This is a genomic window from Paenibacillus barengoltzii NBRC 101215, from assembly GCF_004000745.1.
Classification (GTDB): domain Bacteria; phylum Bacillota; class Bacilli; order Paenibacillales; family Paenibacillaceae; genus Fontibacillus; species Fontibacillus barengoltzii.
In genome coordinates, this window is record NZ_BILV01000008.1 from 1 (window position 1) to 23,642 (window position 23,642).

Here is a 23,642-nt window from a genome sequence, read left to right on the forward strand (position 1 = left end):
TTCGCCGCGCGGCGAGCTCGCCCAGCGCGGCGGCGTCTTGCCCGCTGGCGCTGGCCCAGCCGCCCAGCGCCAAGGCGGCCAGGCTCGAGACGCCGTAGACCGGCAGCCGTAACGACCACGCCAACGTCTTGGCGGTCGTGACGGCAATCCGGATCCCGGTGTAGGAGCCTGGCCCCACCCCGACGGCGATCCCGTCCAGATCCTGCTTGGCGAGCCCTGCCGCCTTCAGGCAATCCCCGATCGCCGTGACCAAATATGCCGAATGGTTCCGTTCGGCATGGATCGTTCGTTCGGCCAGCACACGGCCGCCCTCCATCACCGCCACCGCCAGCGAAGAAGTGGCGGTGTCCAGCGTCAACAGCCGCTGCGATGGCTGTATATTTTCATGTTCGCTCATGATTCAGATACTCCAATCTCTTTCAGGGCCGGCACCCATGGCTCATAGGTTGCCCCCTGCACGTTGATATGCATACGCCGTCCCGTGGCCGACACTGTCTCGATGTAAATCTGCAGCTTGTCCTCCGGGAGCAATTCCTCAATCAAGCTGGCCCACTCCACCAGCGTCACGCCGTGGCCGTAGAAATACTCATCCAGCCCCAGCTCATCCGCCTCATCCAGCGACAGCCGATAGACGTCCATATGATAAAAAGGCAGCCTGCCCTCATACTCCTTAATTAAGGTAAAGGTCGGACTGTTCACGGTGTCCTTCACGCCGAGGTGCTTGGCGAACAACTGAGAAAACGCTGTTTTTCCCGCACCAAGATCCCCGTCCAGGGCGATGACCGTTCCCGGCTGGGCCAGCTTCGCCAGCGCTTCCGCCAGCTGCTCCGTCCCCTTCAAATCCTCGGCTTCGTAGACCCACCGTGCGGAGGTGCTGCCTTTATGTTGATCCATGCTCACTTTAGCTTACCACCTTTTATCACGTTCCAACGAAATTGCCATACCTTTGAGTCACAACGCTTCGAAATCGAGCACCTGAGTTGCTCAGTTGGTCTAAATTGAACTTAGTTGATTGGCTTAAGCCGAACTCACTCGACAACACTTCGCTGAGAATTGCTGAACCATGATGAGCAGTGCTGCATCACTGAGCAACGCTGAGCTTTATCGTGCAACGCCGACCCAAGCTCCCCAGCCCTGCTCCACTAACGGACCGAGATGACCTTATTTGCTGATTTCCCGGACATTTCCCGCGCTAACGGACTCAGAAGGCGTTAATCCGACGTTTCGGAAGAAAAAGTTGATCATTTCCGTCAAATAAGGTCTTTCCTGTCCGTTAGATTCCTGATTTCCTTCCCTGCAGGCATATAACGTCTCTGGTGTCCGTTAGAAAGTCATGGTATCTGCTCCAGCAACCTGCCCACATCACCACGTCCACAATATCCGTTACAGCAACATTTCGTGCTGCCTCAAATCCTTGCTAGGCCTGTCCTCATTATATCGGTCCACTGCACCCCCCGCAACCGCAGAACACCGGAACGAAGATTCACTCCTCTAACGTAAATAGAAAATAGATTTCAAACCATACTACGGATTAATAGCAAATTTGCCTGCGACGATTATGAAGGATACACAAAGAAAGGGGTTTACACGATGCATACCGTCTGGAAAGGAGCGATCAGCTTCGGGCTGGTCCATGTACCGGTCAAAATGTTTTCGGCCACCGAGGACAAGGACATCTCCATGAAATACATCCATAAAGTGTGCGGCAGCCCGATTTCGTATGTACGGCGTTGTCCGGCGTGCGACGTTGACGTGAATTGGGAAGATATTTCGCGCGGTTATGAATACGAGAAGGGCAAGTACGTTCTATTTGAAAAAGAAGAATTGGAGCAGCTGTCTGCCAACGCCGAAAAAACGATCAAGATCATCGATTTCGTGGATTTGAAGGAAATCGATCCGATTTATTTTCAGAAGACGTATTACTTGGCGCCGGATCAAGCCGGAGGGAATGCGTATCAACTGCTGCTTGAAGCGATGCGGGATACGGGGAAGATCGGAATTGCCAAAATCGCCATTCGCTCCAAAAGCAGCTTAGCTGCCATCCGCGTGATGGAAGGGTGCTTAGCGATCGAAACGATCTTCTATCCAGACGAGATCCGCCCAATCTCCCAAGTGCCTAACTTGCCAGAGAACGTTCAAGTGAACGACAAAGAACTGACGATGGCCAAAATGCTGATCGAACAGCTGTCCACCCCGTTCGAGCCGGAGAAATACACCGACGACTACCGCGAGGGGTTACTGCATCTGATTGAGCAAAAAGTCGCCGGCGAGGAAATCAGCCTGGCTCCGGCCAAGCCGGAGACCAACGTCATCGACCTCATGGCAGCGCTGCAGGCGAGCATCGAGGCAGTCAAGCCGCCGGTGGCGACCGATCCGGGTCCCGCCGCTGCGGCTCCAGCCAAGCGGACGCGGAAGACCGCCGCCAAAAAAGCCAAGGCCGAGGACGAAGCCGCCTCCGCTGCAGGAAAGACCAAAAAGGCCGGGGCGGATCACGAGACCGTAACGCCAACCGTTGCCGTGAAGCCGAAGCCCAAGCGCCGCACCACCACCAATCCGGAGGCAAAATAGAGCTAAGGCCTCATCGTCACCGCTTGTTGCTCGAACCAGCCAGCCGTCACTACACGCTTTGCTCCATATGACAAGCCTCAGGCGGGACATTCGCCCATCCTTGGATAATCGGGTGGCGCATCGTGCCGCCGGGCGTCCACTCCAGGAACTGCACCTTTACCGTTAGGGCCGGCTGAATCCAGACGGCCCCTTTCATGCGTTCAGGGACGTTGGCAAACGGACGGTCCGGGATGATGAGCGGCTTTACGTTTTCAGTCAGGTCACGCCAGTCCGCCGCCCTCCATTTGCCGCTGCCGGCATGGCCGATGTAGATGAAGCGTCCCTCTGGGTCGTACAAGCCCAACAAGATGGCGTTCACCCCGCCGTCCCGGTAGGTCACCCCGCCAATGGCGGCATACAGGTCGCGGGCCAGCTTTTTCTTGACCCAACGAGCATCCTTGCCTCCAAACGCATAGGTGCTGTCGAGCCGCTTGGATACAATCCCTTCCCAGCCCCGTTGCTTCATCAAGTCAAACAGCAGCTCCCCGTCCGCCACATTGGGGACGATCTGCACCCGCTCAGAAGGGATGACCAGCTCCTGCAACAGCTGTTGGCGATGCGTTAACGGCTCTCCATTTATCCACTTGCCGTCATAATGCAAGATGTCGAAGATCATATAGATCGCCGGAATCCGCTGAGCTGCAAAGCGAATCTCCTGCTCTCGCCGCAAGCTGTCCCGCCGCATGATCTCATGAAACGATGGCTTGCCGCCGGAGAGGGCGATCATCTCACCGTCAAGAATAACCGAATGCGCCCGGCAGAATTCCCGCGTATCCAGAAACTCCGGATACTGCATACTTCGATCATTGCCCTTGCGGTTGATCAGTTTGACCTCGCGGCCGTCATTATAGGTTAACATCCGCACTCCGTCCCATTTGACCTGGGCCACCCATTCTTCGCCTTGAGGAATCGACTCGCTGCGAATCGGTTCAAATGGGATGATCGGTTTCCATTCCATGCCGCTTCTTCACCTCCCCGCTCCAATGTGCCCATCCTGGTTCTTACCTTCTCCAAACCCGAACAGCCGCTTGCTCCCCAGTTTGCCCCTGCCTCTCTTGAGCCATTCCGGACGTTCGTTCGCTCATAGTTTCCTCGCCCTCAGGCAAGCCTAGAATCAACAACCCGAAGCAGGCGAACATCTTTCATCGATTCCAGCAAGGAGGAACCGTTATGCCCCGAACGATCAAAGGAACGATTACCGTCGAAGGCGAAGAGATTCCCATCTCTAACCCGGACAAGCTATTGTGGCCCGAAGCCGGCATCACCAAGCAAATGTACTTGGAGAAGCTGGCCGAGCTGTCGCCTTACCTGCTGAAATATTGCCGCAACCGTCTGCTGACGACGATTCGTTATCCCGGCGGCATTCACGGCAAGTTTTTTTACCAGAAAAATGCCCCCGAACCGCTCCCGCCCTTCGTCCACACGGCCGTTCATGAGAACATCAATTATGTCGTGCTTGACCGGCTGCCGGTGCTGCTGTGGCTGGGCAACCTAGCTTGCATCGAATTTCATCCGTCTCTGCATTATGTCGGGGAGGAACTGCCGTGCGAATGGATGATCGACCTCGACCCCACACTGGAGGACGAACCGCGGATTATGGAGGCCGCGGCTTTGGTTGGAGATATTTTGACATCTCTGGGCTTGCAATCGGTGCCGAAGACGTCAGGTGCCACCGGCGTACAGATCATCGTGCCGATCGAATACGGCATCACCTTTGACGAGCTGCGGATGGTTGGGCATTTTGTCGCCCGCTACGTCACCGAGAAGCACCCTCACCTATTTACCATTGAACGGCTCAAAAAAGACCGCGGCGACAAAATCTACTTCGACTATTTGCAGCATTACGCCGGCAAAACGCTGGCAGCTCCCTATACCCCGCGCGCCCGGGAAGCCGCCAGCGTATCGACCCCGCTGACCTGGGATGAGGTACGGCAGAACCCGAGGCCTGCGGATTTTAACCTGCTGAATATCGGTCAACGCCTGAAGGAGCGGGGAGATTTGCTTGAGACCGTCCCTCCCCAGTCCCTTCAGCTGATTTTGCAGCATTTAAAATCTCCTGTCCGGGCCTAACGATGGAACCTATCGCCGCAATCGCTGCTAACCGCTACAACAACGGCGACAGCAGCCGTGCCAGCAGTTCCAGCATTTTCTGCCCTTGCGGCCGCTGAGCGAATTCCTCCAACACCACTGGGCTCGAATCGAGCAGATCTTGCTTGAAGTCGCTCTCCAGCCGAGCGATGGTCCCCGGATCCAACAACAACGCTGTCATTTCGAAGTTATAAAAAAAGCTGCGCATATCCATGTTCGCCGTCCCGACCGAAGCGAGCAGATCGTCGATGATCATCACTTTGGCATGAATAAAGCCCTTCGTATATTGATAAAACCGGACTCCGGCCTCCAGCAGCTCCTCCACGTAAGACAAGGAAGCCAGCTTCACCAAGCGACTGTCCGAATGGTAAGGCATGAGGATGATCACTTCGATTCCGCTTAATGCTGCCGTTTTCAGGGCGGAATATACGCTGGGGTCGGGAATGAAATAGGGTGAAGCGATCCAGATCCGGCGCTTCGCCACCGCAATCGAATTAAAGCACATTTCATGAATCGGGTTGCGCAGCAAATTGGGTCCGCTGGTCAAGATCTGCACCTGCTCCTGACCAGACCCTTCATGGGGCGGAAACAGAGCGAGGTCTCCAAGATCCTGCCCCGATGCCAGCAGCCAATCCTCCAGGAAGGTGAGCTGCAAATAATAAACCGAATCTCCATTCAGCTGCAGATGCGTGTCGCGCCAGTACCCCATTTTTTCATAAAGACCGAGATAGTCGTCGCCCACATTTAATCCGCCTACGAATCCGAACTTCCCATCCACCACAAGAATTTTCCGATGATTGCGATAATTGACCCGGCGGTTCAGCATAGCCACTCGGGCCGGCAGAAAGAAGAAGACCTCCACCCCGGCTGCCCGAAGCCGCTCAATAAATGCATGCTCCAGCTTAAAGCTTCCCAGACCATCGCAGATCATCCGGACCTTGACCCCTTCCCGGGCTTTCCGGATCATCACTTCGGCAAAGGCCGAGCCAATCATGTCGCTGCGGAAAATATAAAATTCCAGATGAATATGATCTCGTGCTTGTTCCATCCGCTCCAGCATTGCCCCAAACGCTTTTTCCCCGGAGGAATACACTTGCGTTTGATTTCGGCCAGTGATCGGATTGGCCGCATGGTGCGTCAGCAGCTGATACAGCCGCTCCTGATGATGCATATCCGGGTTGCTCATCTCCTGCAAGCGGACCGGACTTGCCAAGTGATTGCGCAGCAGCATCCGTAAGCTAAGGAATGGGACGGGACCCCGGTGCAGCAGTTTTTTGCGCTTCCGATAGTCCCGGGCCATGAAATAGTAGAGGACGGGACCTAAGGGTGGGCACAAAAACAAGATAAACATCCAGGCAACCGCTTTGGCGGGATTGCGGAATTCCAGCAGCAGGATCAATGCAACGTGTACGATAAAAAGAAGTAAAATGCCAATCAGCCAGAGCATGCCTTCCACCCTCCCCTGCCATCATCATTAACCATCCGGCCTACGGTTTATTCATGTTAGGTTTCGAAATTTAACGGATTCCGCCGTATTTATATTAGACAGGACCCGTTTTTTTGACATGTTTTAAGAATCATAGGAATAGATAAGTTATAGAACCAACGAAGCGTAGGGAGGGGATGCCATGAGGAGCGTAAGCGTACCGAATCCCAACCGGATGACGCTGCTTGTCCTTCGGGATGCCAATCGGCCCGTCAAACAGATGCAAGTCTCCAAGCCGCTTGTCGTTGCCGTGCCTTTGCTGGCGCTGCTGTCCATTTCCGGGCTGATCGTCAGCCTGCAAGTTCGCTCGGAACAGACCGTTTCTCGCCTGGAACATCAGCTTGAGCAGCAAACCCTGGCCTTTGAAGCGGTGGTGACCAACAAGGATGAAGCGATTCAGCGCTTGCAGAACGAAGTGATCTCCTTATCAAGCCAGTCCAAGGAAATGATGGAACGGATGGAGCGGGTAGCCGAGCTTGAAGCCGAGCTGCAGAAATTTATTGATAAATACGGAGATGGGGATGCGAAGAATCTTGGCAAGCTGTCTTCGTTGTCCTGGGACGAGACGCTGGACGCTCTAGGGGACAGCGGGGTTGGCGGTGAGTTCATCGCTGTGCATGACAATGAGATTGAGAGACTCGCAGCGAGTACGCGAGACGAATTTGCCGCGATGAACGAAATGCTGGACGAGATGGAGAAGCACGTTCCGCTCACCTTGAAAAAAGCGAAGCAGACCCAATACTCCCTCTCGGGCACACCGTCGGAATGGCCCACGCTGTCCACTCGGCTAACCTCGAATTTCGGGTACCGTACCGATCCCTTTACCGGCCGAGCCGCATTTCATGCGGGCATCGACATTGCCGGTAAAGTCGGAGACCCTGTGTATGCCGCTGCGGCCGGCAAGGTCATCACTGCCGACCGGGACGGGTCCCACGGCAAATACATTGTGATTGAGCACCCGGGCGGCCTGCAAACCTGGTACATGCATCTCAGCGACATTGATGTTTCCGTAGGGGATGAGGTGAAGAAGGGGGCCAGCATCGGCAACTTGGGCAGCACCGGACGCAGTACCGGACCCCATCTGCATTTTGAGATCGTCAAGGGCGGCAAAGCCGTTGACCCGATGCCTTATTTGAAGTAATCCGCATGTGGAAAGGAAGTTGATGAAGCGCTATGTTCAAAGACAAGAAAGCCCCTCGTCTGACCGATACCCTGATCGGTCAGGGCAGCTTGGTGGAAGGCAAGCTGGAGTGCAAGTCCAATCTGCGTGTGGAGGGTCAAATTCACGGAGAAATTGATTGCAAGGGACAGGTCATCATTGGCGAAACCGGCGAGGCTATCTCCAATATTAAAGGCGCCGATGTCATCGTCGCTGGCAAAGTGGTCGGTGATATCACCACCACCGGGAAACTCACGATTACGGCCAGCGGTCAAATCGACGGCAACGTGGATGTGGCCAAGCTGATCATCGTCGAAGGCGGGCTGCTGAACGGTTCGAGCAAAATGGAACGGGTGGCCGCCGCTGCTGCCCCAACGGCCTCTAGCGGCAAAGGCAAGGTCAAGAAAGCACGCCCTGAAGCAGGTTAAAAGTGAATCCGTGATAGATAAAGAAGCTCCCGCCGATGAGAAAGGCAGGAGCTTCTTTTATGTGCTACTTATGATGCTCATACAGCTTGCGCAACTTACGCCGCTACGTCGCGTTTTTTAAATACAAGCCAAGCCACCGCCAGGAACAGCAGGACGTAAACTGCCAGCACCGTAATAGAGAAGCCCAGCGTCATTCCGGCCGGCCCGACCTGCCCCCCGCGGTATTGACTTAAGTCCATATTGGTAAACAGCAAGTATTTGGCCCAAGCATAACGCGACGGATGGAACAGCAACGTAAAGATGTTGCCTGCAAACAAGATGAAGATCGACAGCCCGATCGCGATACCGCTGGAGCGAAAAACCGTCGACAGCATAAACGAAAATGCTGCAATGACCAGCAGATCAACATAGCTGTACAGCAGGCTTTCCAGAATCCGGCTTAAGGGGCTGTCCCCCAGATATTGCGACGGCTCATTCGAAAAGATCAGGAACGAAACAGCCAGCGCGATGACGAAAAATACCGCGCTCATCGCCAGCGTAAATAACAGCACAGCCAGCAGCTTGGACAGCAGCACTTTCGTCCGCGTCCATGGTCGGATCAGCAGCAGCTTGATCGTTCCCCAGGTGAACTCGCCGGCTACGATATCAGCGGCAATCACAGCCGCATAGATGCTGACGAGATAATACAGGAAGCTCAGTTGGTCCAACGCATCCCAGGCGCTCATCCGCTGGCTTCCGCCGTCCAGCGAGAACAGCACCCCAAACAGGATCGTCAGCAAGACAAGCAGCCCGAACATGATCCAGGTGCGAACCCGCCGATAAATTTTCATATTTTCGTTTTGGACCAGCGCGAGAAAATTATTCAATGTCCTTCCCTCCCGTCAGCTCCAAGAATTGATCCTCCAGCGAACGCGTCACCGCCTGGATCGCGTACACGTCAATGCCCGCCATGACCAGCTTCGCGTTGATCTCCGCCACTGCTTTCCGGTCGGCAGATACGATCAGTCGGCCGCCTTCGAGGTGTCCGCCTTCGACCAGTGCCGCTGCGCGCTGCGGATCGCTTACGTCGAAGGCCGTTTCCAGTGCCCGGCCTTCGGCAGCTTCCGGATGCAGGGACTTGACATCCACCAGTCGTCCCTGCTGAATGACCGCAACCGTGTCGCACATCAGCTCCATTTCCGACAGCAAATGGCTGGAGACAAACACGGTCGTTCCTTCCTCCCGCGCCAGCGCCCGCAGATAATCGCGGAGCTCGCGGATGCCTTGCGGGTCGAGCCCGTTGGTAGGCTCGTCCAGCACCAGCAGCTTCGGCCGATGCAGGATGGCCTGCGCTACGCCCAGCCGCTGGCGCATGCCCAGCGAATACGTCTTAACCTTGTCATGGATACGGTTCTGCATGCCAACCCGCTCGACCGCCTCCCAGATCCGTTCTTTCGTGACTCCTGGAGACATGCGAGCATAATGCAGCAAATTCTGGTACCCGGTCAGGAACTTGTACATCTCCGGGTTCTCCACGATGGCGCCGACATGCGAAATCGCCTCTTCGAAACGCTCCTTGATGCTGGCTCCCTCGATCAGAATATCGCCTTCCGATATCGACATCAGGCCAACCATCATCCGGATCGTCGTCGTCTTCCCGGCTCCGTTAGGCCCCAGGAAGCCGTACACTTGTCCTCTCGGGATGTCCAGCGTTAATCGATCGATCAGCGTCTTACTGCCGATGCGCTTGGTGACGTCCCGCATGCGTACGACGGGTTCCTGCGTCAACTCCATAGGATACTCCCCACTCTCTTTGCGAACTGTATCCCGTTCAATCAGGATAATTTCCCCTATTCTACCATAAGGTTTCCGTCAGCTAAAGCTCCGGGCAGTGATGAGGGACTGATAGCAAGCTGACATAGGTCCATCGCCCCAGCGAAACATCCGGACGATTAACCCGGGCGATCAACTCGAAAATGACCCGGGATTGACCCGGGTCATCATAACCACTAGCTGCCCTTCAGACCACCAATGAGCGCCTGGAGCTAGATTCGGACGTCTCATGCACCGTCTGTCTGCGGCTCCTCGCCGTACCAAAGCTGGCGGAAGCTGGCGCTGGTGGCGAGCAGCTGCTCCGCCGTGCCTTCGGCTTCAATCGTGCCGTCCTTCAGCACGATGATATGGTCCGCGTGCGAGAGCGCGGCCTTGCGGTGGGACACCACGAGGCAGGTGGCCTCGCCTCGGGATTGGAACAACCGCTCCCACAGCTTCCGTTCGGTCTCGACGTCGAGTGCGCTCGACAAGTCGTCGAACACGTACAGCTGTGCCTCGCGCACGAGCATCCGGGCGGCCGCGGTCCGCTGGACCTGGCCGCCGGAGAGCTTGACCCCGCGCGGTCCGACCATCGTGTCGAGGCCGTGGGCGAGCTGCGCCACGTCGTCTTCCAGCACGGCGACGTGCAGCGCTTGCGTCAGGCTGCTCTCGTCCTCTGGCAGCCCGAGCAAGATGTTGTTCCGCAGCTTGTCGCTGTACAGGCGCGGGATTTGCGCCGTATACGCACTTTGCGGCGGAACAAAAAAGTCAGCCGGCGTACGGACAAGGCGGCCGTTCCAGCGGATCTCCCCGGCTTCCGCCGGCAGGAGGCCGAGCAATGCCCGCAGCAGCGTCGTTTTGCCGGAGCCGATCATGCCGGTCACGACCGTAAACGAGCCGCGCGGCAGCCGCAGGCTGATGTTCTCGATGCCCCGGCCGGTCTCGGGATAGCGATACGTCAGTCCCCTTGCCTCCAGCAGCTGCAGCGGCTCCACCGGCAGATGGGCAGCCATCCGATGTGGTTCCCCCTGCACTAATGCGAGTTCCGACAGAGACGGCTCCAACCTCGAGCCGCTTAACGCCGTTGCCGCGCTCTTCATCCCGTGATCGGCTTCGGACGCTCTCCGCTTGCCGATCCCGATGTATGCGGGAGCCGTCAGCAACTTGGCGGGGGCGCCTTGAAGCATGTGCTTCAAGCGGGAGAAGCTGATCGCCATCTGCTTATAAAACGTCATAAAGTTCCCAACGTTCGAAATCAACTGCGTGACAAAGGTTAAGTAATAAATGAACAGCGACAAGTCACCGACGGAAAACGAACCGCTCCGCATCTTGTAACCGGCCAACACCAGAATCAGTCCGGTACCGAGATTAACGGAGTTCGTAAACACCGAGGACAGCGATTCGGTAATCAGCTTATCCTTGACCATCATCTTCCGGCGCTCATCGCTCAGCCGTTCGAACCGCCGGACGATCCGCTCTTCGGCTCCCGCGACTTGAATCGCCTGCACGTTGGCGAACATCTCGCTGATAGAGCTGGTCACATTCGCCGTGGCAGTGCGGCTGGCAGCCCGGTACTTCTGAATGCGCGCTGTCGCAATTTGCGCCGCGGTCACAACCAGAATGAGCGGGACGAAGACGAAGAACGTCAGCTGCGCATCGATCGAAATCAAAATATAACTGGAAATGATCACAAAGCCCATCAGGCCAAACATATCCACCGACCAGCTCATCGCTTCTTCCGCTTGATCCACGTCGTCCCGGAAGTTGCTGATCGCTTCCCCCGGAGCGCAAGGAATTGCTTTGGCCCCGGGCTCCCGGAGCACATGGGCCAGCATATTCCGCCGCAGCAGCATGCTGATCCGGAATCGGTAGCTGCCGTCCGTAAAGCAGCCCACAGCGATCATCGCGATGCGCGCCAGCGCCACACCGATCAGCAACGCCGTTAGACCCTCCACTCCAAACGGGAGGTTGACGTTGCCTTCTAGGTTATCGAAGAACGCCTTCGTAATCAGTCCCGGAAGCAGCGGAATCATATGGATGATCGTCCAAGAGAGCAGGTTCGCGATATAAATCGCCGGTCGATTCAGCAGCAATTTCCAGAAAAAATGCCGCGTACTCATGCCAACACCTCCTCCAGACCAACGGACAACATCCGACTGAATCGAGAGCCCGGATCAGCCGCCAGCTCTTTGCGTGGTCCATATTCTACGATTCGTCCGTTCTCCAGAATGAGGATATGATCGGCGCGTTGTACCGTCGATAACCGGTGTGCGATCATCATGCACGTCCGCGACTCCAACAGCCGATTGATGGCGGTCTCGATTCGTTGTTCGGTCAGCGGGTCGAGGCGCGAGCTGGCTTCGTCCAGAATCACCAACCCTGGATTCGTCAGGAATACCCGGGCAAATGCCAGCAGCTGCGCTTCACCTGCCGACAGGCTGCCCCCTCCGGAGGAGAGCACCGTATCCAGCCCATCCGGCAAGGCCGCGTACCATTCCTGCAATCCCAGCTCATTTAACACGGCGATGATGTCCTCATCTCGGATGCTTCCATCAAACAGAGCCAAATTATCGCGGACGGTGCCTTCCATAATCTCGATATTTTGCGTCACCATCGCCACCTTGCTCCGCAGCTCGTGCAGCTTGCACTCACGGATATCGATGCCTGACAGCTCGATCTTGCCTTGCTGTGGATCGTAGAAGCGCAGCAAAAGCCGTGCCAATGTCGATTTGCCGCTGCCGGTGCGGCCCAGCAAGCCCAGCGTTTCCCCCGGCTTCAGCATCAGATCTATGTTCTGCAGTGTCGGCTCCCCCTCTTCCTCGTACGAGAACGTCAGCCGGTCGATTTTTACGGATAATGGCCCCTTCGGCAACGGTGCACCTGGACCGTCAGTAATCCGTGATTTCGTATTCAGCAGGTCCCGGACACGGATCAGGCTGGCGTCGGCTTTTTGCAGATCATCCAACTGAGTACGGATCTTCTCGATTGGCTGAGCCAACAGTTCCGTGTAATAAAACACGAGGTAAATCGAACCGATCGTCAGCTCCCCTCGTCTCCATAACCAGGCGCAAACCAGAAAAGCAGCGGCATTACCCAGGGCGAATACGAGAATCGTTGTCCCCCACATCATGCCGAAGCCCACTGATGCGCGAACGCGTACCGGCAACATCCGCCGTGCCATCGCATAGAAGCGCTCCAGCACGTAACCGGCAGCTCCATTCGCCCGGGTATCCTCGGTACCTTCCAATTGTTCGCCGATAAAGCCGTAAAGCTCGGCATTTTGGGCGCGCCATTTGGTCCACACCGGAACCATAAATTCGCGAATTTTCCGAATCATGAAGATAGCGCCAACGACAAACAAGCTCATGGCCGCACCAATCCAGATGCTTTCACGGAACAACAGCAACAGGATGCCCGTCATCAGCAGTAAATTACCGATCATATGGATCAGGAAGCTGGAGAAGAAGTTGGCCAGCGCATTGACGTCCCCATCCACCCGTTCAATCAATGAGCCGGAGGTGTTCGATTTATGGAACGACATATCCAGCGATAGACAATGTCTGACGAGGTCTGCCCGCAGCTTGTTCGTCGTGGTCCAGCCCAGATTCTCACTGAAGTAGGACGCACACACCGATACGAGCTGCTGAACCAGCGAGAAACCGATGAAGAGTCCCGCCGCGATATATAACGGCTTCAAACTTCCTTCCCCTTGGGCAGTGTCGATAAAATAACGAATGACTTGCGGATTGATCAACTGCAGAGCAATCGAGATCAACAGCAGCGCAGCCATTTTAATTAGCAGCTTGCGTTGCGTGAACACGTATTTCTCCAGCATTTCGCGATAATGCCCGAGAGGTCTCGTCCTTCGTTTGCCGCTTTGCGATGCAACAGATTGTTCAGCCAAAAAGTCGCTCCCCCTTCCACGTTCACTTCCTAATTATCTCCAAATCATATTACACCAAAAACATATGTTCGCACAATCGATTTATTCTATACTGAACAAGACCGCCCCGCTGTCTTGTTCAGACAACCGGGGCGGTCCATACTATCATCGCTATCGCTAAAATTTATTAGTTGTTGCCGGCACGGGCCAGCTCGCGTGCATTTGCTTCAAATGCGGCCAGCAGCGCGGCTTCACCCTTCAGCCCTTCATTTTCAACTTTGCGGATTTGCTCTAACATCCGCTTGTAGTCCTTCGGAATAACGCGGACGAATTTCGGCAGATACTCGTTCCAACGATCCAACACGCGGCGCCCAACCGCACTATCCGTATACAGAATGTGACGGCTGATTAGCGTGCGCAGTTGATCGATCTCCGCCGGATCTTCTACCGACTCAAGCAGCACCATTTCTAAGTTACAACGGCTTGCAAAGTCTCCGCTCTCGTCAAGCACGTAGGCGATCCCGCCGGACATCCCAGCTGCAAAGTTCCGGCCAGTTTCACCCAAGATAACGACACGTCCGCCGGTCATATATTCGCAACCGTGGTCGCCGACACCTTCAACGACAACGTTGGCACCCGAGTTCCGCACCGCGAACCGTTCTCCGGCAATCCCGCGGATGTAAGCCTCCCCGCTGGTTGCACCATAGAACGATGTATTGCCGATGATGATGTTCTCCTCAGGAACAAACGTTGCACGCGGCGACGGCTTCACAATGACCTTACCGCCGGACAGCCCTTTGCCGGTGTAGTCGTTAGCATCGCCTTCAACGGTGAGCGTCATGCCTTTCGGGATAAACGCCCCAAAGCTTTGACCCGCAGAACCTTCAAAATGGAACGTGATCGTATCCTCAGGCAATCCCTGCTGTCCATAACGCCGGGTAACTTCGTAGCCCACAATCGTCCCGGTTGCCCGGTTCACGTTGCAGATCGGCAGCCGGGCGCTGACGGCTTCGCCGCGCTCCAGTGCAGGCAGTGCCAGCGGCAGCAGCTTCGTCATATCCAATGTCTCTTCCAGCCCATGGTTCTGCTGTCTTGTACAATAGCGGCTGCTTCCCTCCGGAAGCTCCGGCATATGCAGCAGAGAATTGAGGTCGACGCCTTTCTTCTTCCAATGATCCACCGCCTTCACCGCATCCAGGCAATCGGTACGTCCGATCATCTCTTCCAGCGTGCGGAAGCCCAGCTCGGACATCCATTCGCGCAGATCCTCTGCCACGAAGGTCATAAAGTTGACCACATGTTGCGGATCTCCGGTGAAGTTTTTACGCAGCTCCGGATTTTGCGTGGCAACCCCCACAGGGCATGTATCCAGCTGGCAGACGCGCATCATGATACAGCCAACCGCTACCAGAGGGGCAGTCGAGAAGCCAAATTCCTCGGCGCCAAGCAGTGCGGCGACAGCAAGGTCGCGACCGTTCAGCATCTTGCCGTCGGTTTCCAGCACGACGCGGTCGCGCAGGTTGTTTAAGATCAGGGTCTGATGCGTTTCAGCCAGTCCCAGCTCCCACGGCAGACCTGCATGGCGGATCGAGCTTTGCGGGGAAGCGCCGGTGCCTCCGTCATAACCGCTGATCAGAATGACGTCCGCACGGCCTTTGGCAACGCCGGCAGCGATCGTTCCGACGCCGGCCTCAGCCACCAGCTTCACGTTGATACGCGCCTGCGGATTGGCGTTCTTCAAATCGTAGATCAGCTCCGCCAAATCCTCGATCGAATAGATATCATGGTGCGGCGGCGGTGAAATCAAGCCAACCCCCGGCGTGGAGCCGCGCACTTCCGCTACCCATGGATACACCTTACGGCCCGGAAGCTGACCGCCTTCACCCGGTTTCGCCCCTTGCGCCATCTTGATCTGGATTTCATCGGCGTTCACCAGGTAATGCGACGTAACGCCAAACCGTCCCGACGCTACCTGCTTGATCGCGCTGCGGCGCAGATCGCCGTTCGCGTCCGGTACATAACGCGCCGGATCCTCGCCGCCTTCGCCGGTGTTGCTCTTGCCGCCGATGCGGTTCATAGCGATCGCAATCGTCTCATGCGCTTCTTTGCTGATCGAGCCAAACGACATTGCCCCGGTCTTGAAGCGGCGCATGATCGAAGCCGCCGATTCAACTTCCTCCAGCGGCACCTTCGGCCCAACCGGCTTCAGTTCCAGCAAGGAACGCAGCGTCAAATGCTTGTTGTTCTCGCCTTGCACCAGCTCAGCGAATTTTTTATACAGCTTATAATCGCCCGTACGGACCGCCTGTTGCAGCAAATGCACCGTCTGCGGGTTGAACAGATGCTCTTCCCCGCCGCTGCGCCACTGGTATTCTCCGATGGAATCCAGCACTTTATCGTTGCCGTCCTTGTCAGTAAAGGCCCGGAAATGATGGGCGAGCGTCTCGGCAGCCACTTCTTTCAGGCCGATGCCCCCAATCCGCGACGGCGTCCACGTAAAGTAACGATCGACGAAGGAAGGCTCCAGGCCAACCGCTTCGAAAATTTGCGCCCCGCGGTACGATTGAATCGTCGAGATGCCCATTTTGGACAAGGTTTTGACGACCCCTTTGGTCGCTGCTTTGATGAAGTTGTACACCGCTTTTTCATGCGAAATGCCTTGCAGCATGCCTTGGGCAATCATATCCTTTAGCGATTCGAACGCAAGATACGGATTCACTGCGCTGACGCCGTACCCGAGCAGCAACGCAAAATGGTGTACCTCACGCGGCTCGCCCGACTCCAACAGCAGGCTGACCTTGGTCCGCGTCTCTTCGCGAATCAGATGGTGATGCAAGCAGGACACTGCCAACAGCGCCGGTATCGCGGCGTTCTCCGCATCCATCCCGCGGTCGGACAAGATCAGAATATTGTGGCCTTTGGCGATGACCCGATCTGCTGCTTCGCATAACGTATCCAACGCCTTACGCAGCCCCTCCGCTCCTTCGGCAGCCGGGAACAGGATCGGAATCGTGATCGCCTTGAAGCCTGGCCGGTGCAGATGGCGGATTTTGGCGAAGTCCTCATTGGACAAAATTGGCGAATCCAACCGAATCTGACGGCAGCTCTCCGGCTCTGGTTGTAGCAGGTTGCGCTCCGGACCAATCGTCGTAGCGGTCGAGGTAACGAGTTCCTCGCGGATCGCATCGATCGGCGGGTTGGTGACTTGCGCGAACATTTGCTTGAAGTAGTTGTACAGTCGTTGCGGATGTTCGGACAAGACGGCAAGCGGCGCGTCGTAACCCATCGAAGCGATATTTTCCTGACCGGTTAAGGCCATCGGCTCAAGCACCTTCCGCAGGTCTTCATACGTATAACCAAATGCCATTTGACGGCGTGCAATGTCTTCATGGCTCTCCGGCGGCAGCTCCTTCGCTTCCGGCAGATCTTCCAGCTCAACGAGATGTTCGTTCAGCCATTCACGGTACGGATGCTCCTTCGCGATTGCTGACTTCACTTCCTCGTCGGAAATAATCCGGCCTTCCTGCGTGTCGACTAGCAGCATCCGGCCCGGACGCAGCCGATCCTTATAGAGTACGTTCTCCGCCGGGATATCCAGTACGCCGACCTCCGAGGAGAGGACGATCAGGTCATCCTTCGTCACGTAGTAACGCGATGGGCGCAAGCCGTTCCGGTCCAAAATCGCCCCGATCTGAACGCCGTCGGTAAAGCCCATCGCTGCAGGCCCGTCCCATGGCTCCATCATTGTGCTGTGATATTCATAGAACGCCTTTTTGTCCGGGTCCATGTCCTCCCGGCCGACCCATGGCTCAGGCACCATCATCATCGCTACGTGAGGCAGGGAGCGTCCGCTCAAGTACAGGAATTCAAACGTGTTGTCAAACATCGCCGTATCTGACCCGTCCGGATTGATGATCGGTTTTACTTTCTCCAGATCGTCGCCAAACTTCTCGGTCTTAAACATCGACTGACGTGCATGCATCCAGTTCACGTTGCCGCGCAGCGTATTAATCTCGCCATTATGAATCATAAAGCGGTACGGATGCGCCCGCTCCCAGCTTGGGAACGTATTCGTACTGAAGCGCGAGTGAACCATCGCAATGGCCGACTCCAATCTCTCGTCTCGCAAATCCAGATAGAATTGTCCGACCTGCTCCGTGGTCAACATCCCTTTGTAGACCACCTTCCGGCACGACAAGCTGGATACGTAAAAAGCATCCCCCTGCTCTGCGCCGCTATAACGGATCGCGCGTTCAGCCCGGCGCCGGATCACGTACAGCTTGCGCTCAAAGTCCAGATCCTCCTTCAGATCTGCGGAACGCTCGATAAAAATCTGGCGAACGAACGGTTTAGCTGCTTTGGCCGATTGACCCAGCATATCGTCGCGAGTTGGCACCGTACGGAAGCCGAGGACGCGTTGTCCTTCCTCTTCGGCGATGCGCACGAGCTCTTCCTCCTGCTTCGTCCGAACGGCTTCGTCATGAGGCAGGAACAGCATGCCAACGCCATACTGTCCTGCCTCTGGCAGGGTAAATCCAAGCTTAGCTGCTTCAGCGGCAAAAAAACGGTGCGGGATTTGCAGTAAAATACCTGCGCCATCCCCCGAATTCGGCTCGCTGCCTTGGCCGCCCCGGTGCTCCATATTCGCTAGCATGGTCAACGCTTGGCTTACGATATCGTGGGAAGCTTTCCCCTTGATATGAGCCACGAAGCCCATGCCGCAAGCGTCTTTTTCGAAAGCGGGATCATAGAGTCCCTGCTTGGGAGGTAATACGGTATGTTTCATCATCTGACGCAACCTTTCTATTTAGAGGTAGTTCAAACATCGTTAGCGAATAGAAATAGATCAGTCCCTATGTCCTGCGACTACGCCGGATAAGCCCGGTTCAATCTTTCTTTTTATTCTAACGGAAAATGTCACATCTGTTTTTGCATTATATTCTCTTTATTTTGCACTATTGATTAGAACTTTTAGGCCGTTGCAGGGCGGTTTTGCCACGAAAGCGTCACCATATGGAGATGTATGGTTGTCTTTGCCTGTCTATTTGCACCATTATCCCTTTTGATCAGAGAAAATAGTCGAGCCTGCCATCCGTTGCTCATAGCGTCCATAACCCGATCGAGAACTTAGTTACCTTAGTTACTATAGAGTTTATGTCCTCGCATAAAATGTGTCCCGACCCAACTCGACTGATGATTACGGGATCATCCTGCAAAAGGCTCGGTGCCGGAATATCTCCCCTACAGAAAAAGACCCGCCCTCCAGAAATCCAGAGAGCGGATCTTCTATATTTATGATTCGATTAGTGCGACTGTACGCTCAGGTTGGCTTCAGGACTGCGCTCTGTACTGCGTTCGTGGCGCAGGAAGTACACCAGTGTAAACACCAGGAATACAACGCCAAACACGGCCAGCCAACCAATGTTTTCCCAAGCCATCGCCATATCGCCGGTGGAGATGACCGCCTTGAAGCCTTTGACGCTGTACGTCATTGGCAGGATCGGGTTGAAGGCTTTCATCCAGTTCGGAATCAGTTCGAGCGGGAACGTTCCTGCGCTGGTCGTCAGTTGGAAAATCAGCATCAGGATCGCCAAGAACCGTCCCGGGTTCTCCATCCAGGTGACAAGTGCTTGAATGATCAACATGTAGCACAAGCTAGTAACAAAGGCGAAGAGATAGAAGAGCGGAACACTCTTAACCTCAAGCCCTAATCCGTAAAGAACCAGTGCAGATGCCAGCAAGGACTGAAGCAGACTCATGCCGGCAAAAGTCAACGTACGGCTTACGAAGCGGCTCCAGCCACTGGCTTCCGCCACCGAACTGCCTCTGACCGGCACCACCAGCGTCGAGATCAGCGCACCGACGAACAGGCCCAGCGACAAGAAGTATGGAGCAAAGCCCGTGCCGTAGTTAGGTACTTCATTCACCTTCTGCTCATTGATCTCGATCGGCTGAGCATACATGTTCACAAGCGCATCGGTTTTCTTCACGCCAGAGGTTTGTTCTGCGGCATCGGTCAGCTTTGAAGCCAGCTCGCCCGAGCCCTCCGTCAGTTGGGTCATGCCGTCCTTCAGTTCACCCGCACCTGCATCCAGTTGCTTCGAACCGTCGGCCAACGTACCTACGCCGCCAGATAATTGCTCAACGCCGCCAAGCAGTTGTTTGGCGCCTGCGCTCAGCTGCCCGGCACCGCTTGCCAGCTTCTTACCGCCAGCCGTTGCTTCCGACAGCTTGCCGTTAAATTGCTGCAAGCCGCTCGCCAGTTTCTCTTGTCCGGCGTTCAGCTCAGTCATGCCTTGCAGCAACTGTTCTTGGCCTGCCGTTAATTGCTTCCCGCCTTGCAGCAACTGCTGTTGAGCGTTGTGCAGGTCCTGGCTGCCTTTCAGCAATTGTTGATTCCCTTGGTGCAGCTGCTCACTGCCTTGGGCAACCTGCTTGCTGGCTGCGATCAACTGCTGAACCGCTGCGTTCTTCGCGAGTTCCGGATTCGCTTGGGCCAGCTGTTCTAAACCTTGCGCCACGCTGTTCGCTCCTGCAGCCACCTTCTCGCTGCCTTGGACCGACGCTTCCAGGCCAGTTTGCAACTGGGCGCTGCCTTGTTCAGATGCAGTCAAGCCAGCTTCCAGCTTCTTCGCGCCTTCCAGCGACGATTGAAGCCCTGTCTGTAGCTGGGTACCGCCTTGATGCGCTTGTTTAGCGCCGGCTTCCAGCTGTTGGCTGGCAGCTTCCAACTGCGTCAAGCCGCTGGCCAGGCTGCCCGCTCCGTCTTTCACATCATTAATGCCTTGGTATAAGGACTGTGTACCTTTCTCCAGCGGAGCAACGCCGTCCTCGAGTTTCATCGTGCCGTCAACGAGTTTCGCCAAATTTTCTTTCAGCTTCTTGGTTCCATCATCGAGCTTCACCGCTCCCTCGTTGAGGGTGCTGGCCCCGTTGCCGGCCTCGCTGAGACCGCCCGAAATTTTCTCCACTTGGTCAAACAAGGTCTCCGTATAGGCTTCCGTCACTTTGGCGGACACCTTGGATTTGATCTCTTTCACAGCCGTACCGCCGATTTGCGCGGCCAGGAAGTTGTAACCTTCGTTTGGCTCGAAGATCAATTGAGCCGGCGAAGGATTTTCATCCATCAATGTGGTCGCTTGTGAAGAGAAATTGTCCGGAATGATGATCGTCATGTAATACTCATTATTCTTCATTCCAGTTTCCGCTTGCTCACGGGTGACGAACTTCCATTGGAAATCGTCACTCTTCTTTAGTTCAGTAACGAGGTCCTCGCCGACCTTAAGGTCCTTCCCCTCGTATTGTGCGCCTACATCCTCGTTCACCACCGCTACCGGCAGCTCGTTCATCTTCCCGTACGGATCCCAGAAGGCCGTCAGGAACATGCCGCTATACAGTACGGGAATGAACAGCACTACAAGAATCGGGATCAACACTTTAGGATTCTTAAAGGTGGCCCCCATATCCTTGAAAAATACACTTAATGATTTCATTTTTGCTTTCTCTCCCCTTGGTGGCTTCTTTCTCTAATAGTTAAATGTAATTCCTTTAAACTTCCCTTGGCAGAAGCAAGCCTCCAGCTAGAAAATCGTGGATAAACTCCTTGATTTGCTCTTTGCTCAAAGGCGGATTATTCTTGTTCCAGTCCGAGGTTAACGCGATATAGAGCTTAAACACGACGAAAGCGAGCAGCTTGGGATCATACGAGCGAATCTCCTCCCGCTCAGCTGCCCGGGACAGATGACGCTCCAGATATTCCAGAATCGCGTTTTCGATTTGCTCCAATCCCTCCTTGGCTTTCGGGGTGCCGAAGTCACGAACCTCTTGGGACAACTTAATGAGCAGCTCATGCTCACGGCGAAATCCCAGCAGTGCATCCATCGCCCGGTGCAAATTCTCAAAGAAGGGCTTCTCCTCATCAATCTCCGGCTCGATCACCCGCTTCATCTCCGTAATGACGGAACGCAGAATTTCATCGAACAGTTCTTCTTTGTTCGTGAAGAAGGTGTAGATTGTTCCTTTCGCCACATTTGCTATTTTCGCCACTTGGTCCATTGTCGTCGCTTTGTAGCCAAATAAAGCAAAGGACTTTTCAGCTGCTTCGATAACGAGCTTACGGCGATCTACTACAGCCATCCATGTCACCTCCCTGCGCTTGGAATGAATAATGGAAAAACATTTCCTGGCCAAAAAAATGACTGAAATTCATTTTTGGTCATTTGGTCAATTCATACTTTACTCCACTTGCTATAGAAATGCAAGATGTTTTTTTCAGAATGTTTCATTCACTTTCACCAGCTTGTTCCATATCCCGTTGGCTCTGATTCTCCCCGACCTAGGTCCAGTGGATCGACCCGTCTCGAGCCTCTTTAATCCGGAATATAATCAACATAAACTTAGTATTAGGAAGCCATGAATCGGAACGATCTATATAGAAGAAGCAGGTGATATCCTCATGCGAAAAAGAAGAGTGTTGATCCTATCGGAAGGTTTTGGAAGTGGACATACCCAGGCCGGACACGCGCTGGCAGCCGGATTAAAGCGGAAGAACCCGCAAATCCAGACGAAAGTGATGGAGCTGGGCTCGTTTCTGAATCCGACAGTCGCACCGCTTATCCTATCCGCATATCGGATGACGGTGAATACGAGTCCTGCACTGGTAGGCCTGTTTTATAAGCACAAATACGAGAAGCCGGTTGGCAAGTTTGCTCGCCTGGCTTTGCATAAAATGTTCTATACTCATGCAGCCGAAGTAATCGCGCAGCTTCAGCCCGACCTGATCGTCTGCACGCATCCGATTCCCAGCGCTATCGTGTCCTACCTGAAGCTTAATTCAGATGTGAATGTGCCGCTGTGCACGCTCATCACAGATTACGATGCCCACGGTTCCTGGATGAGTCCCGGCGTGGATCGGTACCTCGTCTCCGCACCTGAGGTCAAAGCTTTGCTTGTCCAACGCGGAGTCGCTCCCACCAAGGTACAGGTGACGGGCATTCCTGTGCACCCGGATTTCTGGAGCAAGCAAGAGAAGGCGTCCGCCCGGGAAGAATTAGGGTTAAAAAATATGCCTACCGCCCTCGTCATGGGCGGGGGTTGGGGATTGTTGCTTCGTGAGGAGCTACTGGACAAACTAGCGGCTTGGCGAGAGGACATTCAAGTTGTCTGCTGCACCGGCAGCAACGAGAAGCTTGCTGCTCGACTGCGTGCACATCCAACATTTCATCATCCAAACATGAAGGTGATCGGGTTCACGCGGCAAATCGGCAAATGGATGGATGCCTCTGACCTTCTGATTACCAAACCCGGCGGAATGACTTGCACCGAGGGAATGGCCAAAGGCATCCCGATGTTGTTCTTTGAGTCGATTCCAGGTCAAGAGGAGAAGAATCGCGAATACTTCGTGCAACACGGCTATGGGGCGGAGCTGACCTCACCGGACGTGTTGGACGAGTGGTTTGATAACATTCGCCATCAGCACGCTTCGAATCTTCAACCTTGGCCGGAGCCTGCCTTGCAGCACCCCGGTTATCAGCCCGAACGCTGCGCCGAAGCCGTGCTTCATCTGCTGTATCAGGCTGCCGCTCCGGTCCGCATACGCCTGCAGACGGCCAGCCCTGCTGAGCAGCAGGCCAACTAAGTCAGCAGCGCAGATCCAACCACCTCATACATCGGACGCTTATGCATATGCGTACGATAAATGACCAGACGATCGGCCGTCCAGCGGCCGAAGTCCGGTTGGGTCTGCAACACTGCAGGATCTAATCTGGCCCCTTCCCGAAATTTCCGGGCCAACGTAATATGCGGACTGAAACGTCTTTCCTCCGGCACAAAGCCAAGTGCCTGGTTCTCTGACGTCACCCGGCTATGCAGACTCTCCAGCCCGGCTACCTCATCTCGGACGCCAGCCCATAACACACTGGGACTTGCCGGACGTCCGAAGGTGCCAATCCCCGCCGCTTCCATTTCCAACGGCCCGCTCCCTTTTGCTGCCCGCGTCAAAGCCGCCAGCAGCTCATCCAAACGCCCCGGAGCTAGATCACCCAGAAATTGCACGGTAATATGGTAGTCTTCCGTGTGTACCCACTTTTTGAAATCCAACCTCGTTTTTTGCTCGCTGCACCACGTCTCCAGCTTCTGCTTGATCTCTGGCGGAAGAGGGACAGCGATAAATAATCTCCATTTATCTTCGTTAATTGACAT

General features: G+C 55.2%; 17 protein-coding genes. 5 read left to right on the top strand and 12 right to left on the bottom strand.

All coding sequences use genetic code 11. The annotated features are described in order from the left end of the window. Nucleotides 1–397 (bottom strand): tRNA (adenosine(37)-N6)-threonylcarbamoyltransferase complex dimerization subunit type 1 TsaB (tsaB, locus tag PBA01S_RS03250; RefSeq protein WP_127575325.1); only part of this gene is annotated, 397 nt, incomplete at its 3' end. Next, complete coding sequence (gene tsaE / locus PBA01S_RS03255; protein ID WP_127575353.1) at nt 394–894, bottom strand: tRNA (adenosine(37)-N6)-threonylcarbamoyltransferase complex ATPase subunit type 1 TsaE; 501 nt, start codon at nt 892–894, stop codon at nt 394–396. The genes tsaE and tsaB, both read right to left, overlap by 4 nt. 696 nt (nt 895–1,590) lie before the next feature. Here tsaE and ku point away from each other — a divergent pair. Then, nucleotides 1,591–2,568, top strand: coding sequence for a non-homologous end joining protein Ku (gene ku, locus PBA01S_RS03260; protein WP_085278424.1), 978 nt, complete (start codon nt 1,591–1,593; stop codon nt 2,566–2,568). 49 nt (nt 2,569–2,617) lie between these two features. On the opposite strand, the gene PBA01S_RS03265 is transcribed toward ku, so the two are convergent. After that, entirely contained in the window at nt 2,618–3,565 is a 948-nt protein-coding gene (locus PBA01S_RS03265; protein ID WP_016313193.1) for an ATP-dependent DNA ligase, read from the bottom strand. A 212-nt stretch (nt 3,566–3,777) separates the two neighbouring features. On the opposite strand from PBA01S_RS03265, the gene ligD reads away from it, so the two are divergent. Beyond that, entirely contained in the window at nt 3,778–4,677 is a 900-nt protein-coding gene (gene ligD / locus PBA01S_RS03270) for a non-homologous end-joining DNA ligase (RefSeq protein WP_016313194.1), read from the top strand. Nucleotides 4,678–4,711: 34 nt separating this feature from the next. Here ligD and cls read toward each other — a convergent pair whose 3' ends face one another. Beyond that, nucleotides 4,712–6,142, bottom strand: coding sequence for a cardiolipin synthase (cls, locus tag PBA01S_RS03275; RefSeq protein WP_127575326.1), 1,431 nt, complete (start codon nt 6,140–6,142; stop codon nt 4,712–4,714). A 181-nt stretch (nt 6,143–6,323) separates the two neighbouring features. On the opposite strand from cls, the gene PBA01S_RS03280 reads away from it, so the two are divergent. After that, nucleotides 6,324–7,322, top strand: a complete 999-nt coding sequence (locus PBA01S_RS03280) for a M23 family metallopeptidase (protein WP_016313196.1) — start codon at nt 6,324–6,326, stop codon at nt 7,320–7,322. Nucleotides 7,323–7,354: 32 nt separating this feature from the next. Beyond that, complete coding sequence (locus tag PBA01S_RS03285) at nt 7,355–7,768, top strand: bactofilin family protein (protein WP_016313197.1); 414 nt, start codon at nt 7,355–7,357, stop codon at nt 7,766–7,768. A 95-nt stretch (nt 7,769–7,863) separates the two neighbouring features. Here PBA01S_RS03285 and PBA01S_RS03290 read toward each other — a convergent pair whose 3' ends face one another. From PBA01S_RS03290 to PBA01S_RS03320, 7 genes are all read right to left on the bottom strand, one after another. Then, nucleotides 7,864–8,634, bottom strand: a complete 771-nt coding sequence (locus tag PBA01S_RS03290) for an ABC transporter permease (protein WP_127575327.1) — start codon at nt 8,632–8,634, stop codon at nt 7,864–7,866. Then, a complete protein-coding gene (locus PBA01S_RS03295; protein ID WP_127575328.1) occupies nt 8,627–9,541 on the bottom strand; it encodes an ABC transporter ATP-binding protein in 915 nt (304 codons plus the stop codon). The genes PBA01S_RS03290 and PBA01S_RS03295 overlap by 8 nt, the downstream gene beginning before the upstream one ends. A gap of 266 nt (nt 9,542–9,807) precedes the next feature. Then, the gene (locus PBA01S_RS03300; protein ID WP_127575329.1) at nt 9,808–11,679 is read right to left on the bottom strand and encodes an ABC transporter ATP-binding protein; all 1,872 of its coding nucleotides are present in this window, start codon (nt 11,677–11,679) and stop codon (nt 9,808–9,810) included. Further along, nucleotides 11,676–13,394 (bottom strand): ABC transporter ATP-binding protein, encoded by a 1,719-nt coding sequence (locus PBA01S_RS03305; RefSeq protein WP_174844453.1) that lies wholly within the window; start codon nt 13,392–13,394, stop codon nt 11,676–11,678. The genes PBA01S_RS03300 and PBA01S_RS03305 overlap by 4 nt, the downstream gene beginning before the upstream one ends. A gap of 235 nt (nt 13,395–13,629) precedes the next feature. After that, nucleotides 13,630–18,228: a glutamate synthase large subunit gene (gltB, locus tag PBA01S_RS03310; protein ID WP_127575331.1), complete on the bottom strand. Its 4,599-nt coding sequence runs from the start codon at nt 18,226–18,228 to the stop codon at nt 13,630–13,632. Nucleotides 18,229–18,745: 517 nt separating this feature from the next. Further along, a complete protein-coding gene (locus PBA01S_RS03315) occupies nt 18,746–20,935 on the bottom strand; it encodes a YhgE/Pip domain-containing protein (RefSeq protein WP_016313203.1) in 2,190 nt (729 codons plus the stop codon). 55 nt (nt 20,936–20,990) lie between these two features. Next, nucleotides 20,991–21,578 (bottom strand): TetR/AcrR family transcriptional regulator, encoded by a 588-nt coding sequence (locus tag PBA01S_RS03320; protein ID WP_016313204.1) that lies wholly within the window; start codon nt 21,576–21,578, stop codon nt 20,991–20,993. Nucleotides 21,579–21,897: 319 nt separating this feature from the next. Here PBA01S_RS03320 and PBA01S_RS03325 point away from each other — a divergent pair, with 319 nt between their 5' ends. Then, nucleotides 21,898–23,079, top strand: a complete 1,182-nt coding sequence (locus PBA01S_RS03325; RefSeq protein WP_016313205.1) for an MGDG synthase family glycosyltransferase — start codon at nt 21,898–21,900, stop codon at nt 23,077–23,079. Here PBA01S_RS03325 and thpR read toward each other — a convergent pair. Continuing rightward, nucleotides 23,076–23,642, bottom strand: coding sequence for an RNA 2',3'-cyclic phosphodiesterase (gene thpR, locus PBA01S_RS03330; RefSeq protein WP_127575332.1), 567 nt, complete (start codon nt 23,640–23,642; stop codon nt 23,076–23,078). The two genes, PBA01S_RS03325 and thpR, sit on opposite strands and share 4 nt — an antisense overlap.